Here is a 23,821-nt window from a genome sequence, read left to right as displayed (position 1 = left end):
CGGCGGATGGCCGGGCCGAGGCGGATCAGATGGTGATGCGGCCGGTGAGCAGGAGCACGACCAGGATGATCAGCAGGATGCCGCCGATGCCGAGACCGCCGGTGCGGTACCGACCACCGCCGTAGAAGCTGCCGCCGCCACCGAAGAGCAGGATGAGCAGGATGAGGATGATCAGGAGAGTCATAGGTGGCAGTCCTTACGGCCAAGCTGGCTGACCGGAGAAATGCCGTCATGGTGCTTTTCGTTCCATGGGACCGGCGGTCTTTATCGGTCGATGACGCTGTCCGGGCACGCCGTCATTCGGATTGAGAGGGGGGAATCGGCGGGCCCGACGGGGCGCTGCGCCGATCGCTGGCCGGCTCGCCCGGCGGATCACGAGACACGGCAGGGCGGTTCATCGGCGCCGCCGGTCCCATTCGCGACCTCATCCTGAGGTGTGAGCGAAGCGAGCCTCGAAGGAGGGCTCCAGGAGCTTCAGGTCTATCTGGATCCCTCCTTCGAGGTCAGTCGATCTTCGATCGACCAACACCTCAGGATGAGGTCGCGAGTGGGAAATCTCGAGCCAAGACTTGGCTTCTGCGTGCCTCGATCCGTGTCTTGTATCGTGCTGCAATGCGATCGGGCCGTGCTCTAGATCGCCCCGACCTTCGCCCGCAGGCCGAGCATCTGGTGCAGGATGCGGCCGAGCTGCTCGGCCGAATAGGGCTTGTGCAAGAGCTCGAAGCCGTGGGCATCCGATCGGGCGAGGACGTGGCTGTAGCCCGAGGTCAGCACCACGGGCAGGTGCGGCGAGCGGTTCCGCAACTCCTGCGCCAGGGCGACGCCGCCCATGCCCGGCATCACGACGTCGGAGAACACCAGATCGAACCGGCTCACCCCGCGGCCGATTTCCTCCAGCGCCTCCTCGGCATTGGCGGCCCAGACCGGCCGGTAGCCGAGATCCTCCAGGATCTGGGTCGCGAACTGGCCGACGCCGACATTGTCCTCGACCACGAGGATCCGCTGGCCGGTGCCGAGGGGGGCCAGGCCGTCCTCCTGCGCAGGACGGTCGCCGGTCGCCCGGTCCTCGGAGACCACTTCCGGCAGGTAGAGCGTGAAGGTGGTCCCCCGCCCGGGGGTGCTGCGCACGTCGACGTCGCCGCCCGATTGCTTGGCGAAGCCGAAGACCTGGGACAGACCCAGCCCCGTGCCCTTGCCGATCTCCTTCGTGGTGAAGAACGGCTCGAAGATCCGGCCGATCTCATCGGGCGGGATGCCCGTGCCGGTATCGGTCAGCGCCACGGCGGCGAACGGCTTGTGCGATCCGGCATGGCCGCGGATCGGGGGCAGCGCCGAACCGCAGGACACCCGCAGGGTCAGCGTGCCCTCGCCGTCCATCGCGTCGCGGGCATTGATCGCCATGTTGACGAGCGCGGTCTCGAACTGGCTCAGATCCGCCCGGATCAGGCAGGGCGCGCCCGGCACCTCGGTGACGACGCGCACCCGCGCGCCGGTGAGCGTATCGAGCATGTCGGCGATGCCCCGCACCTTCTGGCCGACATCGAAGACCTCCGGCTTGAGGGCCTGGCGCCGGGCGAAGGCCAGCAGCTGGCCGGTGAGCTTGGCGGCCCGCTCGACGGTATCGGAGACCGCGTCGAGGTAGCGGCGCTTGCGTGCCTCCGGCAGGTCGGGCCGGCGCAGGAAGTCGACCGAGGAACGGATGATGGTGAGCAGGTTGTTGAAGTCGTGCGCCACCCCGCCGGTGAGCTGCCCCACGGCTTCGAGCTTCTGCGACTGGCGCAGGGCCTCCTGGGCCTGGGCGAGCTCGGCCTGGCTGCGCAGCCGGTCGGTCACGTCCATGACGAACTGGTAGCAGCCGGTGCGCGCGCCGGTCGCGTCGCGTAAGGTGCGGAAGCTGATCTGGTAGGCGGCGCGGGCGCGGCCGGGATCGCCGTATTCCTCGACCACGGTGATCTCCTCGCCGGCCAAGCCCCGGCCCCAGCCGGCCCGTACCTGGGCCTGGTGCTCGGGCTGGTCGGCCAGCAGGGCGAGCATGTTGTCGCCGACTCTCGGTCTCACGCCGTAGATGCGCTCGAACTCGTCGGCATTGGCCTTGTTGATGGCGAGGATGGTGTAGTCGAGGTCGGCCGCCATCACCATGATGTCGGTGCGCTCGACGATGGTGGCCAGCAGGTTGCGTTCCGCCGTCCGCTCGGAGACCTGCTGTTCCAGGGTCTCGTTGAGTTCCTGCAGGCGGCGCTCGCTCTCGGCCAGGCGGTGCTCGGTCTCCTTGCGCCGGCTCAGATCGACCGTCACGACCAGGAAGTTCTTGAAGCGGCCCTCCGCGTCGTCGAGGCGCCGGATGCTGGTATTGGCCCAGATCGCGGTGCCGTCCGGGCGCCGGTAGCGCTTGTCGAGGGAGGTGCTGCGTCCCGTCCCGATCGTCTCCGCGACCGCCGCCAGGCTCGGCGACAGGTCGTCCGGGTCGGTGACGGCGGTGAAGTCGAGCCCCAGCAGGTCGTCGGCGGATCGTCCGAGGATGCGGCAGAGTTCGGTGTTCACCCGCAGGAAGCGGCCCTCGGCGCTGACTTCCGACAGGCCGACGGAGGCACCGTTGAAGATCGCCGCCAGGCGCTCCTCGCTCTCGCTCAGGGCCGTCTCGGCCCGGCCGCGCTCGATCGCCGCCTTGACCCGCTCGCCCACCTCCCGGATCAGGTTCTCCTCGGCCTGCGTCCAGGCGCGCGGGGTCGCGCTCTGCACGGCCCAGAGCCCCACCCACCGCTCTTCCCGGAACAGGATGACGTCGACATAGGCGGCGACCTGGCGCGACGTCAGGCCGGCTCTCGCCTCCTCGCCGAACCGCGGATCCGCGCCGATGTCGCCGACCGCCACGACCGCGTTGTCGCGATAGGCCGCCAGCAGGTCCGGGCCGAAATCCGCCAGCGAGTGCGTCCCGACGAGCGACACGACGCCCTTCGTATAGTCCCGCTCGACCGTCATCAGGCTGCCGGCGATCTCGGCGTAGAAGACCCGGGTGGCCCCGACCCGCTCGCCGAGACGGCGGGCCGCGACCTCGGCGATGTCCGTCGGCGCGGTCAGCGGCCGCAGCGCGTCGCTGAGGTCGAGCAGGAAGGATTGCCGCTCCTCGTTGTCGTGGACCTCCCTCCGCGTCCCGCCCGTGACCGCGGGGGAATGGCCCGGGATCGCCGGGCAGGCGCCGGAGAGACCCTCGACCCGCCCGGCCGCATCGCGGACCGGCGCGAAGAAGAGGGAGAACCGCGCCGCCTCGTGCTCGTCGTCCCGCTCCAGGGTGTGCATGGCGGCGTCCGTATGGACCGGGCGGCCGGACGCGGCCTCGTTCACCAGGGGTTCGAGACCGGCCCTGATGTCGGACCAGACCTCGAGATAGTCGCGCCCGAGGGCCGCCGGATGCCTGTCCCCGAGGATGCCGGCGTAGAGGTCGTTGTAGAGGAGCGTCCGCCCGCTCCCCCAGACGAGGAACATCGGCTGGTGCGAGGCGAGCATCGTGCCGACGAGCGTCGCCAGGGAGCACGGCCAGGTCGCGGGCTCGCCGAGCGGCGAGGCGCTCCAATCGTGCCCGCGGATGAGCGCGCTCATCCTGCTGCCGTCGGCGAGGAAGGCCGGGACGTAGAGAATGGCATCGGATCTGCCGTGCATGACGTTCCGTCTCCGCCTCGCGCGCCCGCGGCGCGACCGGCCGACCTTGTGGCTGTCCGCCCGTCCGACCCATCGCCGAACGGCCACGGCACCATGAGCGCCACCTCTTTGACATTTCGGTGGTGACGCGAGGGTGCCGCGGGCGGGTTCGGTCGCGGTCTCGGCCGGCGGGAGAGCCGGCACGCGCGTGCCGGCGATCCGCAGCTTGAGCGGTCTCACAAGGAGAGGCGGCTGTCAAAGCGGACGTCGCGGAAAGGAGATTGTCGCGGTGGCGGTTCCTCAGGGCTCGGCGGACGGCCGCAAGATGCGGCAAAGGCATCATGCCCGCGATGGATCGAGAGCTCGTTCGAGCCATCGCCGTCGTTCCGTCTCACCCACGACCCCAAGGTAAGGTCGCGGATGAGACCAGCGGTCTTTGGAAACAGCCGTTGGCTCCGTCCTCGAATCGTCGCCAAGCTTTTGGTGCGATGTCGACAATCCGAGATGGGCCACGGCACCGTCGATCTCGGGCTTGACCGAGATCGAATCGATGCGTCGGCACCTCGGGCCGGTGGCATGAAACGGACGATGTCCCGGCGGTTTCATCGCGCAAGGCAAACAAACCCTCACCGCACGATCGGATCGCAGGACCTCCAGGCCGCCGCCATCCGCCGCCTCGCGTCCGCCGGCCGTCTTCAGCGTTCCGCGACCTGGTCGAGATAGGCGCCGTAGCCCTCGTCCTCCATCCGCTCGCGGGGCACGAAGCGCAACGAGGCCGAGTTGATGCAGTAGCGCAGGCCGCCACGGTCCCGGGGACCGTCCGGGAAGACGTGCCCGAGATGGCTGTCGCCGTGCTTGGAGCGGATTTCGGTCCGGATCATGCCGTGGGTGGTGTCGCGCAGCTCCGCGACATGGGCCGGCTCGATCGGCTTGGTGAAGCTCGGCCAGCCGCAGCCGGATTCGTACTTGTCGGAGGAGGCGAAGAGCGGCTCGCCCGACACGATGTCGACGTAGATTCCGGGCTTCTTGTTCTCCAGGTACTCCCCGGTCCCGGGCCGCTCGGTCCCGTTCTGCTGCGTGACGCGGTATTGCTCGGGGGTGAGCCGGGCGATGGCGGCGTCGGTCTTCTCGTAGGTCGGCATTCGGCTGTCTCCGCGGCGTCTTCGTTCGACCGCAATATGGCGCTTGCGCACCGCGACGACGACCGTCCCGTCATGCGCGGCGTGACGGGCGGGATGCACGGATGCGGCAGGTCGAGCCCCCGTTCAGGACGCGGGCGAGACGATCGCGGTGAGCGTCGCGACGGAGACGATCGTCGCGACCACCACCGTGGCGGCCGAGACCTCCATCATCGCGCCCGACCGGTGCGCGAGGAGGAACGCGTTCGCGCCCGTCGGCAGCGCGGCCGTCACCACCATGACGATCGCGGCCGGCTGCGGGATCCCCGCGACGGTCACCGCCAGGGCCATGCAGAGCGGCATGACCGCGAGCTTGATCACGACGGCGAGCAGGACGGGCGGGCCGACATGGCCCCGATGCAGGACCGGGAGCGAGGCGCCGAGGCTGATCAGCGCGAGGGCCGGCGCCGCGCCGGCGAGGAGTTCCAGCATCCGCCGGGGCGCCTCCGGGACGGGGAGGCCGGTCCCGTTCCAGACGGAGGCCGCCAGGATCGACGAGATGATCGGATTCTTCAGGCTGCCGACGACCGTGTCCCGCACCGTGGCGAGGAGACGCCGCTGCGGCCCGCCCCGGTCGAGCTCGACGAGGACCGTCGCCGCCGGCAAGAGGAGCAGCGAGTGGGCGGCGATGATCGACAGCAGGATGGCGAGCCCCGCGCCGCCCCAGACCGCCCCGACGATCGGGATGCCGAGCAGGACGGTATTGCCGAACGCCCCGTTCAGCCCGAACACCGCCGCCTGGGCGATCGTCATGCGCAAGAGCGCGAGGCCGAGGAGGACCGACAGGGCGAAGACCGGCAGCGCCACCGAGAAGTAGACGGCGATCACGTCGAGGCGCGGCGCCGTCCTGGCACCGACGATCGACAGGAACAGCAGCGAAGGCAGCAGGATCCAGAAGATCAGGCCGGTCAGGCCCCTGGTCTCGCTTCGGTCGACGATCCCGAAACGGACGATCAGGCGCCCGATCACGATCAGGCCGAAGACGGGAAGGATTACGGTGACGAGCGTCGACGCGTAATTACCCAGGGGGGTGCCGTGACGGGCGGCTCGGTCGCGGCTTAGGTGTCATGTCGCCCCCCCTTGCCGTCTGATGGTTTGGCTGATTCCCTGTCGGGATGAGCCGCAGCGATTTGGAGCGCCTGAGCAAGGAGGAACTGATCGAGCTGGTGCTGAAGCTGCACCGGCCGGAGAAGACCTCGCGCACCTCGTCCAAGCCGCCGGCCACGGATCGCAAGGAGAGGCGGGAGAAGTCCCGTCCCGGCGGGGCCAAGCCCGGGCATGAGGGCCACAAGCGGGCGCTGACCCCGGATCCGGATCAGGTGGTGGAGCATCGGCCCTGCGCCTGCTCGTCGTGCGGCGAACCACTGCCGGCCGACCTTCCGGCCGAGGTCGTCAGCGTGCACGAGCGGATCGACCTGCCGCTGGTTCGCCCGGTGGTGGAGCAGCACCGGCGCCTGTGCGTGACCTGCCCGGCCTGCCGGACCCGGGTCGCCGCCCGACGCCCGGCGGGAGCCGACGCGACACCCTTCGGGTCGCGGCTGCACGCGGTGGCGACCTACCTGAAGACCTTCCAGGCGCTGTCCTACGAACGGTTGCAGGCGGCGTTGTCGGACCTGTTCGGGCTGAAGCTCAGCCAGGGCGGGCTGATGAACGTGCTGCGGCGCGCCCAAGGCTGCTTTGCCGGGGGCCGGGACGCGGCGCTGGCGCGTCTGCGGCAGGCGCCGGTGGTGGCCTCGGACGAGACCGGGGTGCGGATCGAGGGCACCAACAGCTGGCACTGGGTGTTCCGCTGCGAGGAGGCGGTGGTGCATCACGCCGCCCCGAGCCGGTCTGCTGCTGTCGTCGGCGAGGTGATGGCCGGGCACCGGCCTTTGGTGTGGCTCTCGGACCGGTACTCGGCCCAGCAGGGACACGGCGAGCGCCAGCAGACCTGCCTGGCGCACCTCGCCCGCGACGTGGCCTATGCAGCCGAAGCCAGCGACGACCTGCTCGCCCTGCGGTTCAAGTGGTGGCTCGACAACGCCTTCGGGCTCGCCCGCCGGCTGACCGCGTTGGCCGCCTCGACCCTGGCGCGCAAACGGCGCGAGTTGGAGGGGGATCTCGACGCCCTCCTGAAGGTGCCCGCCACCTGCGACCTCACCCGAGCGCTCCAGACCCGGATGCAGCGGGCGCGCGACCAGCTCCTGACCTTCGTGGCCTTCCCGGGGAAGGTCGACGTGACCAACAACGCCTGCGAGCGCGACCTCCGGCCGGCCGTGGTCCAGCGCAAGGTGACAAACGGCTATCGGGCGATGTGGGCGGCCAAAGGCGAGGCAGACGTGCGCACCGTCGTCGCCACCGCCGCCCTCCGGACCAAGGCCACGCCCTTCACCACCCTGCTCGCGACCATCACCGCCTGAGCAACCCCCCCTCCAAGTGAAAGAGGGGGGGGCGGAAAACGCGCGTGCCGAAAAATACCCCCTGGGTAATTACGTCGACGCGATCGTCGCGAGGTTCGACATGCTGTCGGGGTCCGGTCTGGGGAGGCGAGTGCTGCGACGTGGCCGGCAAGCGGAGAATGCGGGCTGTCGCATGCCGGCGACGATCCCGGCAACGCCCGCGGGCCCTCAATGTCGCCCGGGACGGGAACCGGGGGCAGGGCGCGGAGCGTCGACAGCCCTCACCGCGCGGTCCGGCGCTGGAAGAGGCGCAACACCGCGTCGCCGCGGGCCACCGCGTCGTCGAGGGCGTGCTGCGGCGTCTTGGTGCCGGCGAGCGCCGCCTCGATCTCCTCGGCCCAGAGGTCGCGGATCTGCAGCATGTTGCCGAGCCGGATGCCGGCCGTGTCGCGGGTCGGCGGGTGGCGCGTGATCGCGTCGACGGCGACCCGGAGCATCGGGTGGCGGGCGTAGAAGCCGGACGCCTCCGCGTCGGCGAGGGCGGCCTTCGTCACCGGTACGTAGCCGGTGTTGCGGTAGAGGAGCGCCTGCGCCGGGAAGCTCAGCACGAAGTCGAGGAAGGCGGCGACGCCCTCGTAGTCCTGCGTCGTCTTGCCCTGCATGACGTAGAGCGAGCCGCCGCCCAGGACGGCGTTCCGGGGCGTGTCGACCACGTCGGGGTAATACGGCATCGGCCGGATCGTCCACCGGAACCGGTCCTGCGCGGCGATCGTCCCGTACAGGCTCGACGAGGTGAGGAAGAGGGCGCACTCGCCCGATGCGAACAGCGCCTCGCCGCGATTGGTCCGGCCCGCGTAGCGGAACGCCCCCTCCCGGGACAGATCGACGATATTCTGCAGGTGCCGGACCTGGAACGGCTTGTTGAAGACGAGTTCGACATCGAAACCGTCGAGCCCGTTGGACCGGGTCGCGATCGGTCTACCGTGCCAGGCCGACAACTGCTCGATATGCGCCCAGGTGGGCCAGGCGGTCGAGAGCGCGCAGCGGGACGGCTCGGCACGCTGCAGGGCGCGGGCGGCCGCGAAGACCTGCGGCCAGGTCTCGGGCAGGTGGTGGGGATCCAGCCCGGCGCCCTCGTAGCGGTCGAGGTTGATCCACATCACCATGGCGGAGATGTTGAAGGGCAGCGACAGCATGCTGCCGTCGCGGGCGAGGTAGTTCGTGGCGATCACCGGCAGGAAGGCGTCCGGCGCGATCGTCCGCCCGGCGGCGGCCATCACCTCCGAGACCGGCTTCACCGCGCCGATCGCCGCCGCCATGGTGCCGTTGCCGACCTCGAAGACCTGCAGGATGTGCGGCGCGGCCCCGGCGCGATAGGCCGCGATGCCGCCGTTGATCGTCTCGGCATAGGGCCCCTTGTAGATCGTGACGACCCGGTAGCCGCTCTGCGAGGCGTTGAACTCCTCGGCGATGCGCGCCACCAGGGCGCCGTTCGCCCCGTCGAGCGAGTGCCAGAGCTGAAGCTCGGTCACGGCACGGGCCGCGACCGGCGACAACGCCAGAAAGCAGGCGAGGAGGCGCGCGATCATGCGTCCTGTAAACATGGGCCGTCCTCCCCAGGGCATTTTCCGACGAAGTGAATACCGTTCGTCGAAGAAAATGTGGCAGACAAAGACCGAGAGCGCTTCGCGATTGCCGCGATCGTGAAGCGCTCTAACCCAGCTGCCGCGGCAGCAGCAGGCGCAAGGACGTGCCCTGCCCGACCACGCTGCCGATCTCGACGCTGCCGTGCAGCCGATGCGCGACCAGGTTGTGGATGATGTGCAGGCCGAGACCGGTCCCGCCGCGGGCGCGCGCGGTGGTGAAGAACGGGTCGAAGACGCGGTCGAGGTGCCGGGGCTCGATGCCCGCCCCATCGTCGCTGATCTCGACGAGCACCCGCGTCGGCTCGGCTCGCGCCGCAACGACGACCCTCAGGGGGCGGCCCTCGCGTGCGCCGTGGTCGATCGCGTTCTTGACCGCGTTGGTCAGCACCTGGGCGAGCACCCCCGGATAGGTGTCGAGGCTCAAGGCCTCCGGGCAGTCCGCCGCGATCTCGTGCCGGCCCGGCCGCGCCAGCGCGCGCAGGCTGCGCAGCAGCTCCTCGATCCACGCCCCGAGATCGATCACGCGCCGCTCCTCGAAGACCTGGTCGGAGGCGACCTGCTTGAAGCTGTAGAGCAGATCGGAGGCCCGCATCAGGTTCTGGGTCATCAGCTGCGCGCCCTCCCGCATCCGGGCGGCGTGCTGCGTCAGGCGCGAGCGCGAGAGCCGGTTCTCGTTGACCAGGGCCTCGAAGGCCGTCGACTCGCTCTGGACCTGGGTCGAGGTGGTGAGCGCGATCCCGAGCGGCGTGCTGATCTCGTGCGAGACGCCCGCCACCAGCTGGCCTAGCGAGGCCAGCTTCTCGGAGCGCACGAGGTCGTCCTGGGCCTGGCGCAGGGTCGCGAGCGCCGCGTCGGCGCGCTGCGCGGCCTCCCGCCAGCCCTCCTCCCGCCGCCGCAATTCAGCGAGGAACGTGTCGGAGGCGCGGGCGATGTCGCCGAGCTCGTCGCGCCGGGAGGCGAGGCCGACCCGCACGATGCCCGGATCCGTCGTCGCCCGCAGCACGTTGCGGGTGAGCAGGCGCAAAGGCCGCGTGATCGAGCGCGCGACGCTGACCACCGCGACCGTGCCGAGGAACAGAGCCCCCGCCGCGCCGGCGAGCAGCAGCCGGCGGATCGCGGCGCCGACGCGGTCGGCATCGTCGACGAAGGCGCGGTTGAGCGCCTGCGCATTCGCGCCGAGCCTCGCGTCACCGCCGTTCATCGCGGCGATCGCCGCCTGCTGCTCCCGCACCCGATCGACCGTGGCGGCGAGCTGGGCGCGCCAGCCCCGGATCGCCGTCGCCATGTCGCCCGGGAGGGGCGAGGCCGCCGTCAGGCCCTCGGCGCGGCCGGCAAGCTCCGCGCCCTCGGCCACGACGGCGGCCGCCTCCTCGGCGCTGCGGCGGTCGAGGGCGGAGGCGGATTGCTGCGCGAGCCGCAACGCCGCGAGCGTGATCCCTTGCGTCGCGAGTTCCGCCTCGTTCGACGTCACCGAATGCCGGATCAAGGCGGCGACCTCGGCCTGGAGCCGCCGCTGCGCGTCGACGGTCTCGCGGATCAGCCGGTCGCACCAGGCGATCAGGGCGTGGCCCGACTGCGTCGCCCGGGTCAGCTCGAACCCTTCGGCGATGACGCGGTTCAAGCCGGCGTCGCTCTGACTCCGCGCCCGGTAGGAGCGCAGCAGCGCGGTCAGCTGGCCGGCCTCGGGCTGGCCGGCGAGGACGGCGGTCAGCCGCGTCCCCGTCTCGTCGAGGAGCCGGATGTCGGCGGCGAGCTCGTCGAACTCGATCTGGAACACGGGCTGGCCGATCCGGGTCTTGTTGAGCTCGACCGCCGAGATCGCCTCGCGCAGGTCGCGCAGCGCGCTGACGACCCGCTGGTTGCGCTCGAGCGCGTCGTCCCGGGCGGTGAGGACCGCGACCAGGCGCGCATTCTCGTCCTGCTGCCGGCGGCGCTCGGTGTCGGTCAGCGCCACGAGCCGGTCGGCCCGCCGCGCGATGCCCGCCGCGGCGATCTCGATCTCGCCCTCCAGCTGCGCCAGCCGGCGCATCTCGTCGACCTGGGCGGCGAGGTCCTGCCGGACGGTGCCGATCAGCGCCGCCTGGTCCTGCATCCGGGCGACCCCTTCGAGCTGGCCGAGCTGGCTCGCGGCCTTCGCCGCCAGCGCCGCGAAGCGGTCGCGCGCCGCCGCCCCGGCGCCCGCCGGCCGGCCCACATAGTCGTCGCGGGCCTTGTTGAGGAGCGTGAAGGTGTGGACCGTCTCGCTCGACAGAACCGCCCCGTCGCGCGCCCGCTCCGCCTCGATCAGGAGCAGCCAGGCCGCCACGGCGATGACCATCGCGACGACGACCGGAATGGCGCCGACGATGAACACCCGGCGGGCGACGCCGTAAGATCGGAGGAGGCGCACCCTGGAACGAGGCTCGTGGCGGGAGGAGGGGGCGCAACTCTGGCAAAACCGGTCGTTCGTTGTCCAGCAGGCCGTTGCGATCACGCGTGCCGCGAGGCTCACCGCACCAGAACGTCCGTCGCCGCCGCGAAGCCGACCCGCGGAGTGCCGAGCGCGAAGTTCGCGATCCGCTGCCCCGAATGACCGACGAGCCTCAGGGTGACGGGCCCGCCCCGGGAGGCCGTCGCGCCCGAGAGGCGGCTGATCTCGGGCCGGTCCGTCAGGGTGTCGAAGGCGCCGCCGAGCATGCCCGGGCGGCTGAAGCCGTCCTTCGTGATCACGTCCCACCGGATCGTCTCCGGCACCGACGTGTCGCGGACGCGATGGGCGGGGGAGAACAGGGCGACGTAGGATTGCCGGAACCCGCCGCGGCTCGCCACGAAGGTGCAATCGGCGACCGGCGTCAGGCCGAAGACGAGGCCGGCCGTCGCCCGCGTGGTGCAGGTCAGCGTGCCGGCCCGTTTCTGCGGCGGCGCCGGCCGGCTGCCATGGGCAAAAGCCGCGCTGCCGGCGACGACGGCAGCCGTGACGGCGATGGCGATGGCGTTCATGGACGTGGATCCTGCGGGTGCCGGGCTCGACTCTTCATGGCGTCTTGCGCCGTCATCGGCCCCGGACTGAAGCGGGGCGTTCACTACGTCGGTTCGGTTTCACGACTATTCCGTCGAATGTTGCGTGCGCGGACGTGAACGACAGAGAGACTCTTCCGAGTGGAGCGCGATGCATTGTCCGAGGAGAGGCCGCGGCCGGTCCCGGCTCGCGGCATCGATGCCCGCGTCGTCGCGCGGGCTTGCCCGGCGCGGCGCGGCGGGCCAGATCACCCCGCCCGACGGACTTGCCCGGTGCGGGCGCCGGACCGCGTGCCGGATGGGAGAGCGATGGACGAGCCAGCGGCCGGCCCCGCGCACGGGACGCCGGAGATGATCCGGCATTGCGCGGCCGAATGCATGGAACTGGCGGCCATGTTCTTCGCGGCCGCCGCCGAGCGGCTGACCGAGAACGACCTCGCCGGCTATCGCTGCGCGATGCGCTGCGCCGCGGCCGCCGCCAAGTCAGCGCGCGAACTCGCGGCGCTCCTCGGGACCGAGGCGGCGCTCGACCGGCCGCGGGCCGAGGGCGCCGCCTACTCGAACAGATCCGGGTAGCGCGCCTCGGCCCGCGGCAGGGCGCGCACGATCTCCCACAGGTGGTGGCGCAGCGCCGCCTCGGCCTCCTCCGGGGCGCGGGCGTCGATGCCGGCGAGGATCGCGCGGTGCTGCTCCACCAGGGGCAGCATCGCGGCGGCGTCGGCGAGCGTAAGCTGGCAGGCGCGGTCGAGATGCGCCTTCACGTCCTGCACCGCCTCCCAGGCGAGCGCGCAGCCCGCCCCCTCGGCGAGCGCCGCGTGGAACAGCGAATCGGCGCGCTGGAATCCCGCATGGTCGCCCGCCGCCGCCCGCTCCTCCTGCAGCGCCAGGAGGTCGTCGATCCGCCGCCGGCTCGTCGGATCGAAGGTCTCGCAGGCGCGCCGCACCACCGCGATCTCGATCGCCTCGCGCACGAAGCGCGCCTGCATCAGCTGCGAGACCGAGATCTTGGTCACCACCGTCCCGCGCTGCGGGCGCACCTCCACCAGGCGGGTGCGGGAGAGTCCGATGAACGCCTCGCGCACCGGCTGGCGCGAGACGCCGTGGCGGGCGGCGATCTCCTGCTCCGACAGCCGCGTGCCCGGCAGCACGTCGAGCGCGATGATCGAGCGCCGCAGCGACGCCTCCACCCGCTCCGCCGCCGAGCCCGTCGTCACCTCGATCATTCCGCTTCACAGCCTCCGCGCGATATGCATACACTACCATACAAGTCGGACGCCCCACCAGAAGGGCGCCGGCTGAAGGGAGGATAACATGACCCCGAGTCTCCCCTTTCCAGGTCGCCTCACCCGCCGCACCGTCGCGCTCGGCCTCGGCGCGCTCCCGGCCGCCGCCCTGCTGCGGGCCGGCCCTGCCAGGGCCGCGCCGGTCACCCTGCGGCTCTCCTCCTCGCTGCCCGCCGATCCGAACTCGGCCCACTGGCTCTGGTACGACCGCTTCGCCGCGAGCCTGAAGGCCAAGACCGGCGACGCCGTGCAGGTGCGCTACTTTCCCGACAACCAGCTCGGCAAGGAATCGGACGTCGTCGGCTCGGTGAAGCTCGGCGTCGTCGACATGATGATCTCCGGCTCCTCGATCTGGTCGACGCTGGCGCCGGAGATCGGCGTCCTCGATCTCGGCTACCTCTTCCCGACCATGGAGAGCGCCGGGCCGATCCTCGACGGGCCGGCGGGCCAGCAGCTCGACCGGATCTTCTCCGACCGGATCGGCGTGAAGGTGCTGAGCTGGGGCTACAGCTTGGGCGGCCGCAACGTCACGGCGCGCGAGGCCGCCGAGACCCCGGCGGCGATGAAGGGGAAGAAGATCCGGGTGCTGCCGGTGGCGAACTTCGTCGCCACCTTGCGCGCCATGGGCGCCTCGCCGACCCCCATGTCCCTCGGCGAGGTCTACACCGCGCTCCAGACCGGGGTGATCGACGGGATGGAGCACGACGCGCCGACGATCCTCGCCATCAAGGCCTACGAGGTGGCCAAACACGTCACGCTCACCCGGCACATCTGCAACCCGCAGACGATCGTCATCGGCAACCGGGCCTTCGCCAAGGTTCCGGCGGCGCATCGCGACGCCTTCCTCTCCGCCGCCGCGGAGGCGACCGCGTTCCAGCGCGGCCAGGCCGCCGCGATCGAGGCGAGGGCGCTGGCGACCCTGAAGGGCAACGGCGTCGGCATCCACGACTGCGACCGCACCGCCTTCCGTGCCCTGGTGACGCCGCTCTGGGACGAGTTCGCCAAGGCCTACCCGGCGACGAAGCCGATCCTGGCGGCGATCACCCAGGCCTGAGGAACCCGCCCATGGTCGTCGAGACCGGCGCGGCCGCCCTTCCGGCCCGCGCGTCCCTGCCCGCCGCGATCGTCGCGAGCCTCCTGCGCGCCGTGCAGGCGCTGGCGGCCCTGGCGCTGCTCGCCGACCTCGGGGTCGTGGCCGCCGCCGTGCTGTGGCGCTTCGCCACCGGCGATTCGCTCGAATGGGCCGACGAGGTCGCCCGCATGCTGCTCATCGTCGTGGCGTTCCTGGGCGGCGCGGCGGCGGTGGCGCATGGGCGCCATGTCGGCATCCGCATCCTGCGCGACGCGGTGCCGCCGGCGGTCGGCGCCGTGATGGAGGCGGCCGGCCTCCTCGTCGAACTCGGCGTCGCCCTGGCGCTCGCGGCTTGCGCCCTGTCCTACGCGGCGACCGCGGCGACGCAAGTGACGCCGTTCGGCCTGCCGCAGAACCTGTTCATCTATCCGCTGGTGGTCGGCGGGGCCTGCATGGCGGTGTTCATCGCCGCGCGGCTCGCGGACCTCCGCGGGCGCGACGTCGGCATGGCCGCGCTGGCGCTCGCGGGGCTCGCGGGCCTCGTCGCGGGCTGGACGATCCTCCTGCCCGATGCGGCGCCGAGCCCGCTCGCGCTCCTGCTCCTCGCCTTCGCCGTGGCCCTGGGCTCGGGCATCCCGATCGCCTTCGCGCTCTCGGTCGGCGCGCTGGTGTTCCTCGTCTCCGACGGCGGCATCGACCCGGCGGTCTTCGCCCAGCAGGCGTCGAGCGGCATCGACAACTTCGTGCTGCTGGCGATCCCGTTCTTCGTCCTCACCGGCCTCGCCATGGAGGTGAACGGGATGTCGGTGCGGCTGATCGAATTGCTGCGCCGGGCCATCGGCGAGCGGCGGGGCGGCCTCGGCATCGTGACGATCCTCGCCATGGTGCTGTTTTCCGGCATCTCCGGCTCGAAGCTCGCCGACGTGACCGCGGTCGGCACCGTGACGGTGCCGGCGATGCGCCGCTCCGGCCAGGACCCGCGCGAGGGCGTGGCGCTGCTCGCCGCCAGCGCCATCATGGCCGAGACGATCCCGCCCTGCATCAACCTCATCATCCTCGGCTACGTGGCGAACATCTCGATCGGCGGGCTGTTCGCCGCCGGCATCCTGCCGGCCCTGCTGATGGCCGCCGCCCTCGTCGCCGGGGTGGTGGTGTTCTCGGCCCGCACGCGCCCGGCCCCGGTCGAGCGCTCGCATCACGGCCTGCGCCACCTGCTGTGGTCGAGCGCGGTCAGCCTCGGGGTGATCGTCATCATCTTCGGCGGCTACCGCTCGGGCTTCGCCACCGCGACCGAGATCGGCGCCTTCGCGGTGGTCTACGCGATCGTGGTCGGCATCCTGTGCTTCCGCGAACTCTCGTTGCGGGCCCTCGCCGACCTGTTCGTGCGCTCGGCGACGCTCGCCGGCATGATCCTGTTCGTGGTTGCGGCCTCGCAGACCATCGCGTTCTCGCTCACCATCAACCAGGTCCCGCACGCGCTCGCCGAGGCGATGATCGCGCTCAGCCACGGCGGCGGCGCCTGGATCTTCCTGCTGGTGTCGATCGCGCTGCTCGTGGTCATGGGGGCGGCGCTCGAGGGCGCGCCGGCGCTGATCATCTTCGGGCCGCTGCTCCTGCCGGTGGCGCAGTGCTTCGGCATCGCGCCCCTGCATTACGGCATCGTGCTCATCATCGCGATGGGGCTCGGCCTGTTCGCGCCGCCGCTGGGCCTCGGCCTCTACACCGCCTGCGCGGTCGGCGGCGTCTCGCTGGAGGAGACGGTGCGGCCGATCGCCAAGTATCTGCTCCTGCTCTCCGCCTGCCTGGTGCTGATCGCCCTCGTGCCGGAGATCACCCTGTGGCTGCCTCGCAGCATGGGCTTCGTGAAGTGACGGGCGTCGTGACGGAGGACCGGATGGAACGGTGCGGACAGGTCTTCACCCGGGGCGCGGAGATCGCCTGGGAGCCGGCCGGGGAGGGCGTGCGCCGGCAGGTGCTGGCCTACGACGCGGGCGTGATGCTGGTGCGGGTCGCCTTCGAGGCCGGTGCGGTCGGCCCGGCCCACTCCCACCCGCACGTGCAATGCACGCTGGTGGAGCGAGGCGTGTTCGACATCACCATCGCAGGCGAGACCGCGCGGCTCGTGGCCGGCGACACCTTCCTCGTTCCCTCCGGCGCCGTCCACTCCGCCGTCGCGGTCGAGGCCGGCGCATTGACCGACGTGTTCACGCCGATGCGGGAGGATTTCGTCCCGGAGAACGGTCAGTGATAGGAGAGTTCATAGGCACGTCCGCCTTTCCCGATCGCGACATGATTTTGAAAAACTGAAAATATTTTAATAAATCGCCATAAATAACGTCATTTTCGTCATGATATTGCAAGCTATAGTTGACGGTTAATTGATATAAATTATCAACATGGTCCGCCACCTCATCATTAGAGTTTGTTCGAGCAAGATTTTGCATCCAAGAATTGGTGCAGGTGAAGCCGTCCTACCCTCTCGCCTCATCCTGAGGCGCTGGCGATCGAAGATCGCATTCGACCGTAGGGAGCCTCGAAGGAGGCCTCCAGACGGCTCCGCGATTTCTGGAGCCCTCCTTCGAGGTTCGCTTCGCTCTCACCTCAGGATGAGGTCGAGGGTGGGACAACCGGTCCGGCGGGTTTCATGCCGCCCGGACCGTGGCGAGGAAGCGGTCCACCTCGGCGCCGAGTTGCTCGGATTGGCGCGACAGCTCGGTCGCCGCGGTCAGGACCTGGGACGCGGCGGCGCCGGTCTCCTCGGCGGCGCCGGCCACGCCGGTGACGTGGGCGGTCACCGCGCTCGTCCCGGCCGCGGCCTGGCTGACGTTGCGCACGATCTCCTGCGTCGCCGCGCCCTGCTCCTCGACCGCCGCGGCGATCGCCGTGGCGACCCGGCTCATCTCCTGGATCCGGGCCGCGATGCCGCCGATCGCGGTCACCGCCTGGCCGGTCGCGCCCTGGATCCGGCCGATCTGGCCGCCGATCTCCTCCGTCGCCCGGGTGGTCTGGTTGGCGAGTTCCTTGACCTCGGCGGCGACGACCGCGAAGCCGCGCCCCGCCTCGCCGGCCCGCGCCGCCTCGATCGTGGCGTTCAAGGCCAGCAGGTTGGTCTGGCCGGCGATCGTGCCGATCATCCCGACGACGTCGCCGACCCGGGCGGCGATGCCGCTCAACTCGCGCACCAGGCTCTCGGTCCGGGCGGCCTCCTCGGCGGCGTCCCGGGCGAGGTTCGCCGAGCCGCCCGCCTGGCGGCCGATCTCCTGCACCGAGCCGCCGAGTTCCTCCGCCGCCGCCGCCACCGTGCCGACATTGGCCGCCGCCTCGCGCACCGCGCCGGCCGCGCTCCCGGACCGGTCGGCGGTCTGCGCGGCATTCTGCGCCATGGCGCCGGCGGTGGCCTGGAGCTCGGTCGCGGAGGCCGAGACCGCCCCGACGATGCCCCCGACCGCCTCCTCGAAGGCCCGGGCCATCGCGTGCAGGGCGCGCCGGCGCTCCGCCTCGAGCCGCTGCCGGTCCGCCTCGGCGAGGTCGGCGCGCCGCGCCGCGTCCTCCTCGGTCAGCTCCCGGATCCGGTCGACGGCGCGGGCGATGTCGCCGATCTCGTCGGCCCGATCCGCGCCGGCGATTCCCGTCGTCACTTCACCCTGCGCCATGCCGTGCAGGGCCTGGGTCAGGCGCTTGATCGGCGTGGTGATGCTGCCGGAGAAGGCGTACATGATCGCCAGGGCGAGGAGCGCCACCGCCGCGCCGGCGCCGAGCTGCCACAGGAGATCCTGGCGCGCGCGCTCCGACAGCATGGCGCCGAGCCGAGCGGCATCGTCCATGACCAGGGCGCGGGGCACGGAGATCAGCACCGACCAGGTCTCGCCGGTCCGCCCCAGCGTGATCGGGGTGACGACCCGGATCTCGTCCGAGGCGGCATCGTGCCCGACGAAGCGGCGTCCGGCGCGCAGCACCTCGCCGTAGGTCTCCCAGCTCGCATCGGTCTTGCTCAACGGCGCCCCGATCCCGGCGGCGTGGCGGCTCGAGGCGACGACCAGCCCGCCCTGCGTGACGATCGCCACGGAGCCCTTGGCCTCATAGAGCGAGGCGTTCACCGCCTCGACGGCGCGCTGGACGAAGGCGAGGTCGAAATCGGTGCCGGCCACGCCCATGAACCGGCCGTCGGACAGGATCGGCACCGAGATCGTCGCGAGGACGACCGGCTTGCCCTGGACGATGTAGGGCAGGGGCGCGAGCAGGCTCTCGCGCCTCGTCTCCTTCGGGCCGAGATACCAGCCGCCCTTCATCACGCCGTTCGGATGCAGGGCGCGGCTGTCGTACTCGACCAGCGGCTGCAGCGCGACCGTTCCGTCCGCGCCCCGCGTCCAGTAGGGCAGGGCGCGGCCGGTATGGTCCGAGCCCATGTCGGCCCGGTCGATGTAGGCGTCGTCGGCGCCGTCGAGGGCGTCGGGCTCCCAGGCGGCGTAGGTGCCGTTGAAGTCGCTGTTCCGCCGCAGGACCCCGAGCAGGACGTCGTTGAGCTGCTGGCGGCGCAGGCCCTCGCGGGTCGCGCTCCTCTTGCCGGTCCCGATCACCTCCAGGGCTCCGGCGGTGTTGCGCGCGGCCGCGAAGGCGAAGTCGAGCTTGGTCTGGATCGTCGTCGCCTGGTTGGCCGCGACCGCCTGCAGGTTCTCCTTGCTCTTGCGGTCGAGGATCTCCTCGGTCGAGGCCGCCACCAGGGCGCCGGTGCTCGTCGCCGCGTAGAGGCCGTAGCCGACCAGGCCGAAGGCGGTCAGGCTGACGCAGATGCCCGAGACGGCGATGATCTTGACCTTGATCGAGCGATACGTGCCGCGCGGGGGGCGGGCCAGTTGGTTCATGGCGGACCTCGACGATGCTCGCGACACCGCGGACGCAACCCGGACGGCTGCTTCGGGACGGGGACGATCGTCATCCGGTCGCCGGTGTGGCCCGGAGACTGTCGAAGGTAATCCTCTAACAGGTCCTTAAATTGGCTTTAGACCAATGTATCAAGTGAGTTGTTTTTCCTGTCTTTGCGGTTTGATCCAGATCAATGCGCGTTTGATCGTCGCGGAAGCCGGCGCCGTCCGGCGTCGTTCGATGAGCGGCAATGCGAGAAATCGTGTCACGTCACGACGACAAGGAATGACAAAGAGTCGTTGTTCGTTAATCGCCGTTCGCGACCATCGACGACATGCCGCTTGTTCTCGTGATCACGGTCATGGTTCCATCATTGCGACCTCGGGCTCTCCGTCCGGCCGCCCTCATCGGCGTCGCCCCCTGCGCGGCGAGCCTGGTCGCCGTTGCGGCGTCGATCGGGGAACGGGGTGCGACCATCCGGGAGATCGGTCCGTCATGACCAACGTTCGGGTCCTCCCGCTCCACCTCACGCCGGACGGCGCCCTGCGCCTCTGCGCCCAGCTGGAGCGCGATGCGCGGGCCGGCGTCGATCTCGGCTCCCGGCGCGTGCAGATCGCCGGCCTGTCGGAGTCGCTGGCGCAGGCGCTGGAAGTCCTCGGGGACGACGTTCGGCGGGTCGTCGCCGCCTTGCCGGACGGAGACCCCGTCTCGTGCCGGCTCTGCGAGGCGGCCCTCGCCACGGCGCAGATCGTGCAGACCGTGATGCGGTGGATCGATACCGACCTGATGCACGGCCCGCCCGGAAGCGCGCGCCGGGAGTGAGGCTCACCGCATCGCCGGGGCCCGTGGCGTCACGCCTCGCGCAGGCCGGGCTTCACGCAGGGCTCGAAGGTGAAGACGATCCCGGTTCTCTCCAGGGCGCGGCGCACCGCCAGGACGGTGTCGGCGCGGGGCCGGACGACGGAGCCGGAATCCTCCAGCCGGTTGACGGTCGAGATCGAGACGTCGGCGAGCCTCGCCAGTTCCTCCTTCGACAGGCCCGCCATGCCGCGGGCGGCCCGGACCTGGCCGGGGGTCAGTCCCTCGGTGCCGGCCGGGGCAGGTCCTGGGGCCGGCGGCGTCTCGGGCGCGGCGGCGCCGTAGCGGGTCCGGCCCGGGACGTTGAGGCAGACCCCGACCCATTCCCGTACCGAGCCGTCGCGGTTGAGGACCGGGGCGCCGCGGGCGTTGAACCAGCGGTAGATCCCGTCCGCGCACAGGACCCGGTAATCCGTGTTGTAGGGCGCCGTATGCTCCACCGCCGTCGTCCAGGCCGCCAGCGTCCGGGGGCGGTCGTCGGGGTGGACGGCGTCGAGCCAGCCGAGGCCTTGCATCTGCGCGTGGGTCTGGCCGGTGAGCGCCATCCATTGCGGCATCTCGCTCGGCTCGCCGTTGGCCTTGTTGACCCAGAACACCGACGCGGTGGCGGCGATCAGGGCGTTCAGCCGGTCGTGCCGCTGCAGCAGGGCGCGCGCCGTATCGTGCTGGGCCGTCACGTCGAACACCACGCCCATGCCGCGGCAGGGGGCGCCGTCCGGGCCGAGGATCGCCTCGGCATGGTGGAGGATCCAGCGCTGGGTCCGGTCCGGCCGGACGATGCGGAACTCGCGGCTCACCGCCTGGCCGGAGCGGAGGACCTCGATCTGGTCGCGGTGGGCGGCCTGGTCGTCGGGGTGGATCATGTCGAGCCCGAAGCCGAACGTCATCTCGGTGGCCGGGTCGAGCCCCAGGATGCGGTACAGGCCGGGCGAGGCGGTCAGCCGCTCGGAATGCAGGTCGGACGACCAGAAGCCGACCTTGCCGGTATCCTCGATGAGCTTGAGGAAGTGGCGCGAGGAGAAGGCGTGCGGGGCGGCCTGCGTCGGGGGCGCTCGCATCAGGGCACGCGTCGGCATCTCTCCACCTCTGTCCGTCCGGGCGTCGCAGTGGCGGGTTTCATGCCATTCGGGCCATTAAGGAAAGCTTAAATGCATCGAATCGTGGATTGGGCGAGGGCGTACCGGCGTACCTGCCGCTCCAATCCTGCCGCAACGTCATGTCATCGATGGGAAATCTTTCAAATTTGCCGGTCCCGGTTCCGGGCGTCCGGAGAATGAGCGGAAATGCCGGTCGACCATCCCGGCATATGCCTGCTTTTGCGGGTCCTCGTTTAGGGTCCGGCAGTCGGCAGGGATGCAATCTGCGGGCGGGAGGGGCGAAGACCCCGTTTCGCGGATGGGGACGATGATGCTGCTGGGGAGTCCTGCACTCAAATCGACGCATCCGGCCGCCTGATGAAGGTGGTCGAGTTTGCCGTCGACGTCACGGCGGCCGTGGAGCGGCGGCTGCGGCAGGCGGAACTCCACCACGGCATCGACCGCGACCTCGACGGCATCGCGGCTGCGGTCTCGCAGACCTCCCGGCAGGCCGTGACCGCGGCGAGCGCCGCCGAGCAGGCCACGGGCAACACCCAGAGCGTCGCCGCGGGGGCCGAGGAACTCGCCGCGTCGGTCGGGGCGATCAGCCAGCAGGTCGGGCGGTCGCTGGAGGTGACGCGGCGCGCCGTCGGTCAGGCCGAGGCCACCTCGGCGGTGGTGACCGGCCTCGCGGCGGCCGCCCAGCGCATCGGCGAGGTCGTGGAGACGATCGACCAGATCGCCGGCCAGACCAACCTGCTGGCGCTGAACGCCAGCATCGAGGCGGCCCGGGCCGGCGAATCCGGCAAGGGTTTCGCGGTCGTCGCCGCCGAGGTGAAGAGCCTCGCGGCCCAGACCGCGCGGGCCTCCTCGACCCGGGCGGTTGACGACGCGGCCCGCCTGGTCCGCGACGCCTCCCGTAGCATGGCCGGATGAGCCCGCCGACCGGGCGGGACCGTTGCCTGGCAGGCCGGCGCGGGACGGCTGGTCCAGCGGTCGTCGCCGCTTGATCTGGAACAAGGCGGCACGGCCGGGTGCGCTCCACGCTCGGGGACGATGCCGGAGGCCATGTCGATGATGTCGGGCGATCCCTCAGTGTGGCCGACGCCGGCCGACCCCTATCCGGCTCCGGCCCGGCCGGCCGAACCGCCGGAAGTGCCCGTGCCGGAGCCGGCGGGAATCCCGGTCTCGCCGGTTCTGCCGCGCGAGGACGAGCCGGTCGGTGTGCCGCCGGGCACACCCGCCGAGATCCCGGTCTCACCCACGATGCCCCAGCCCTGGGACCGGATTCGATGAGCCGGTCCGCCGCCAGGCGTGATCCCGTGCGTGACCGTGACCCTGCGCGTGACCATGACCCTGCGCGCGACCTGGCCCGGCTCGGCAGGCCGCTCATCCTGCTGGCGGTCGCGAATGGCGCGCCGATCCTGGCGCGGACGCTGCTGGGCGACCGCGTCGCGACGCCCATCGACCTCGACCGGACGGTCGCCGACGGACGACCCTTCTTTGGGCCCGGGAAGACCTATCGCGGGCTTGCGGCCTCCTGTGCCGCCACTGCAGCTCGCCGCCCCCGCCTTGGGGGGGCCCCGCGACCGGGCTCGCTCTCGCGGCGGCGTCGCTCACCGGGGACCTCGCCGCCAGCTGCGCCGAGCGCCGGCTCGGGCTGCCGGCTCATGCACAGGCCTTCGGCCTCGACCAAATCCCGGAGGCGCTCCCGCCCCTCCTCGTGCTGCGACGACGGCTGGCCCTCGGCCCGGCGGACATCGCCGCGACCATCGCGCTCTTCACGCTCGGCGAGGTCGTCCTGGCGCGGCCGTTCCATCGCCCGGGGCCTGCGGGACGGTCCCTGCTGACGCTGAGCAGCCGGATCGGCGGAAGCCGGCAAGGATCCTCCCGTCGGGGCCGGTGCGCGATCAGAGCGCCGCGGTCACGCCCCCCTCAGACGATCGGAACAGGTGCTGACGCCGAGCAGGGAATAGGCCGGGCAGGTCCCGATGAGGGCCGTCGCCAGCAGAACCGCTCCGAACGCGGCGGCGAGCCACACCCAGATACCCGACAGGACATCATAGGCCGAGATCAGCAGCGCCAGGCCGAGGACGACCCGAAGCGAACGGTCGATCGTTCCGATGTTTGCAGTCATGGCGGCCATCCATCGCGCGGGTGATTCGACAGGACGAGACGCTGAGGTTCGTTTCGGAATTCATGTCCGGAGACCGTCGACGAGGTTTTTTACTTATTGATACAACGTAAAAACCATGACCGTCGATAGGACGGCGAGATCGATTGCGCCTTGCGATGGATCAAGGTCGGATCGTCATCATGCCGGACACGACCGTCTCACCGGAGCGAAGCGGCGGGCGTACGGATCACGGCCTCAGGGATTTGAGATAGGCAGTCAGGTCCGAGGCGTCGTCCGGGGCGAGGCGGAATTCGGGCATGGCGGGATGCCGGACAGCCACCCCCTCGACGAGGAAGTCGGCGAGATCGTCGACCGGGATGCGTCCGGCCAAGTCCCGGAACGGGGGCGCGTGCCGCATCGGGCTCGTGGGGGCCTTGCCCGAGGGAGACGCGGCACCCCGGGGAGCGACGGCGTGGCAATGCGCGCAATGCGCCCGCGCGAAGGCGAGGCCGCGCCCGGCATCCGCGTCGTGTGCGGCGGCGAGGGACGCGAAAAGCCAGGGGACCTGCGCCAGCCAGAGGGCGCGAAAACCGGAACGGCCCGCTGCGATCATCGCGCTCGCCTTCTCGTCTCGACCACCGCGTCCCCATCGCCGCCGGTCCCCCCGCGGAGCGGCCTGCAGCACTCCCAGAAGTCCAGCCCGGCGCGGGACGCACAT

Annotated in this window: 19 protein-coding genes and 1 pseudogene; 8 read left to right on the top strand and 12 right to left on the bottom strand. The window is 71.0% G+C overall.

The window, feature by feature from the left end; translation table 11 throughout:
• Positions 1–25 precede the first annotated feature (25 nt).
• The 4 genes from AC3AOF_RS32520 to AC3AOF_RS32505 form a co-directional block, all read right to left on the bottom strand.
• Positions 26–184 carry a DUF3309 family protein gene (locus tag AC3AOF_RS32520; protein ID WP_093567232.1) on the bottom strand — a complete coding sequence of 53 codons (159 nt, stop codon included), beginning with the start codon at positions 182–184 and terminating at the stop codon, positions 26–28.
• 446 nt (positions 185–630) lie between these two features.
• Positions 631–3,657, bottom strand: coding sequence for a PAS domain-containing protein (locus tag AC3AOF_RS32515; RefSeq protein ID WP_488349184.1), 3,027 nt, complete (start codon positions 3,655–3,657; stop codon positions 631–633).
• A 674-nt stretch (positions 3,658–4,331) separates the two neighbouring features.
• On the bottom strand, positions 4,332–4,778 hold the full coding sequence (gene msrB / locus AC3AOF_RS32510; RefSeq protein WP_488349183.1) for a peptide-methionine (R)-S-oxide reductase MsrB: 447 nt from the start codon (positions 4,776–4,778) through the stop codon (positions 4,332–4,334).
• A gap of 123 nt (positions 4,779–4,901) precedes the next feature.
• Positions 4,902–5,807: an AEC family transporter gene (locus AC3AOF_RS32505; protein ID WP_488349455.1), complete on the bottom strand. Its 906-nt coding sequence runs from the start codon at positions 5,805–5,807 to the stop codon at positions 4,902–4,904.
• Positions 5,808–5,929: 122 nt separating this feature from the next.
• Between AC3AOF_RS32505 and tnpC the strand changes: the two genes are divergently transcribed.
• Positions 5,930–7,213 carry an IS66 family transposase gene (tnpC, locus tag AC3AOF_RS32500; RefSeq protein ID WP_236993540.1) on the top strand — a complete coding sequence of 428 codons (1,284 nt, stop codon included), beginning with the start codon at positions 5,930–5,932 and terminating at the stop codon, positions 7,211–7,213.
• 260 nt (positions 7,214–7,473) lie between these two features.
• On the opposite strand, the gene ugpB is transcribed toward tnpC, so the two are convergent.
• The 3 genes from ugpB to AC3AOF_RS32485 all read right to left on the bottom strand — a co-directional run bounded on the left by ugpB (position 7,474) and on the right by AC3AOF_RS32485 (position 11,817).
• On the bottom strand, positions 7,474–8,796 hold the full coding sequence (ugpB, locus tag AC3AOF_RS32495; RefSeq protein WP_488349182.1) for a sn-glycerol-3-phosphate ABC transporter substrate-binding protein UgpB: 1,323 nt from the start codon (positions 8,794–8,796) through the stop codon (positions 7,474–7,476).
• Positions 8,797–8,905: 109 nt separating this feature from the next.
• Positions 8,906–11,227: a sensor histidine kinase gene (locus AC3AOF_RS32490; protein WP_236993269.1), complete on the bottom strand. Its 2,322-nt coding sequence runs from the start codon at positions 11,225–11,227 to the stop codon at positions 8,906–8,908.
• Positions 11,228–11,325: 98 nt separating this feature from the next.
• Complete coding sequence (locus AC3AOF_RS32485) at positions 11,326–11,817, bottom strand: DUF992 domain-containing protein (protein WP_236993270.1); 492 nt, start codon at positions 11,815–11,817, stop codon at positions 11,326–11,328.
• A gap of 327 nt (positions 11,818–12,144) precedes the next feature.
• On the opposite strand from AC3AOF_RS32485, the gene AC3AOF_RS32480 reads away from it, so the two are divergent.
• Complete coding sequence (locus AC3AOF_RS32480) at positions 12,145–12,411, top strand: hypothetical protein (protein ID WP_236993271.1); 267 nt, start codon at positions 12,145–12,147, stop codon at positions 12,409–12,411.
• Here AC3AOF_RS32480 and AC3AOF_RS32475 read toward each other — a convergent pair.
• Entirely contained in the window at positions 12,390–13,058 is a 669-nt protein-coding gene (locus tag AC3AOF_RS32475) for a GntR family transcriptional regulator (RefSeq protein ID WP_236993272.1), read from the bottom strand. The genes AC3AOF_RS32480 and AC3AOF_RS32475 overlap by 22 nt on opposite strands.
• Positions 13,059–13,146: 88 nt before the next feature.
• Between AC3AOF_RS32475 and AC3AOF_RS32470 the strand changes: the two genes are divergently transcribed.
• Genes AC3AOF_RS32470 through AC3AOF_RS32460 form a run of 3 tightly spaced genes read left to right on the top strand, consistent with a single transcriptional unit; the run spans position 13,147 to position 16,438 of the window.
• A complete protein-coding gene (locus AC3AOF_RS32470) occupies positions 13,147–14,172 on the top strand; it encodes a TRAP transporter substrate-binding protein (RefSeq protein ID WP_236993273.1) in 1,026 nt (341 codons plus the stop codon).
• Between the two features lie 11 nt (positions 14,173–14,183).
• On the top strand, positions 14,184–16,061 hold the full coding sequence (locus tag AC3AOF_RS32465) for a TRAP transporter large permease (protein WP_488349181.1): 1,878 nt from the start codon (positions 14,184–14,186) through the stop codon (positions 16,059–16,061).
• Positions 16,062–16,084: 23 nt separating this feature from the next.
• Complete coding sequence (locus AC3AOF_RS32460) at positions 16,085–16,438, top strand: cupin domain-containing protein (RefSeq protein WP_236993275.1); 354 nt, start codon at positions 16,085–16,087, stop codon at positions 16,436–16,438.
• 394 nt (positions 16,439–16,832) lie between these two features.
• On the opposite strand, the gene AC3AOF_RS32455 is transcribed toward AC3AOF_RS32460, so the two are convergent.
• A complete protein-coding gene (locus AC3AOF_RS32455) occupies positions 16,833–19,052 on the bottom strand; it encodes a methyl-accepting chemotaxis protein (protein ID WP_488349180.1) in 2,220 nt (739 codons plus the stop codon).
• 496 nt (positions 19,053–19,548) lie between these two features.
• On the opposite strand from AC3AOF_RS32455, the gene AC3AOF_RS32450 reads away from it, so the two are divergent.
• Entirely contained in the window at positions 19,549–19,875 is a 327-nt protein-coding gene (locus tag AC3AOF_RS32450) for a hypothetical protein (RefSeq protein WP_236993277.1), read from the top strand.
• Positions 19,876–19,904: 29 nt separating this feature from the next.
• Here AC3AOF_RS32450 and AC3AOF_RS32445 read toward each other — a convergent pair whose 3' ends face one another.
• Positions 19,905–20,987, bottom strand: a complete 1,083-nt coding sequence (locus AC3AOF_RS32445) for a PAS domain-containing protein (RefSeq protein WP_488349179.1) — start codon at positions 20,985–20,987, stop codon at positions 19,905–19,907.
• Positions 20,988–21,350: 363 nt separating this feature from the next.
• Between AC3AOF_RS32445 and AC3AOF_RS32440 the strand changes: the two are divergent.
• Together AC3AOF_RS32440 and AC3AOF_RS32435 are read left to right on the top strand one after the other, a co-directional pair.
• Positions 21,351–21,857: pseudogene (locus tag AC3AOF_RS32440) on the top strand (methyl-accepting chemotaxis protein); the annotation flags it as partial.
• Between the two features lie 198 nt (positions 21,858–22,055).
• On the top strand, positions 22,056–22,283 hold the full coding sequence (locus tag AC3AOF_RS32435) for a hypothetical protein (RefSeq protein ID WP_236993279.1): 228 nt from the start codon (positions 22,056–22,058) through the stop codon (positions 22,281–22,283).
• A 628-nt stretch (positions 22,284–22,911) separates the two neighbouring features.
• Here the strand turns inward: AC3AOF_RS32435 and AC3AOF_RS32430 are convergent.
• Both AC3AOF_RS32430 and AC3AOF_RS32425 read right to left on the bottom strand, forming a co-directional pair.
• Positions 22,912–23,124: a YgaP family membrane protein gene (locus AC3AOF_RS32430; protein ID WP_236993280.1), complete on the bottom strand. Its 213-nt coding sequence runs from the start codon at positions 23,122–23,124 to the stop codon at positions 22,912–22,914.
• Positions 23,125–23,350: 226 nt separating this feature from the next.
• Positions 23,351–23,716, bottom strand: a complete 366-nt coding sequence (locus AC3AOF_RS32425) for a c-type cytochrome (protein WP_488349178.1) — start codon at positions 23,714–23,716, stop codon at positions 23,351–23,353.
• Positions 23,717–23,821: the final 105 nt, after the last annotated feature.

The organism is Methylobacterium sp. 142-1Y, from assembly GCF_057747795.1.
The sequence above is the reverse complement of the archived record's forward strand: the minus strand, read 5'-3'. Positions and strand labels throughout refer to the sequence as shown.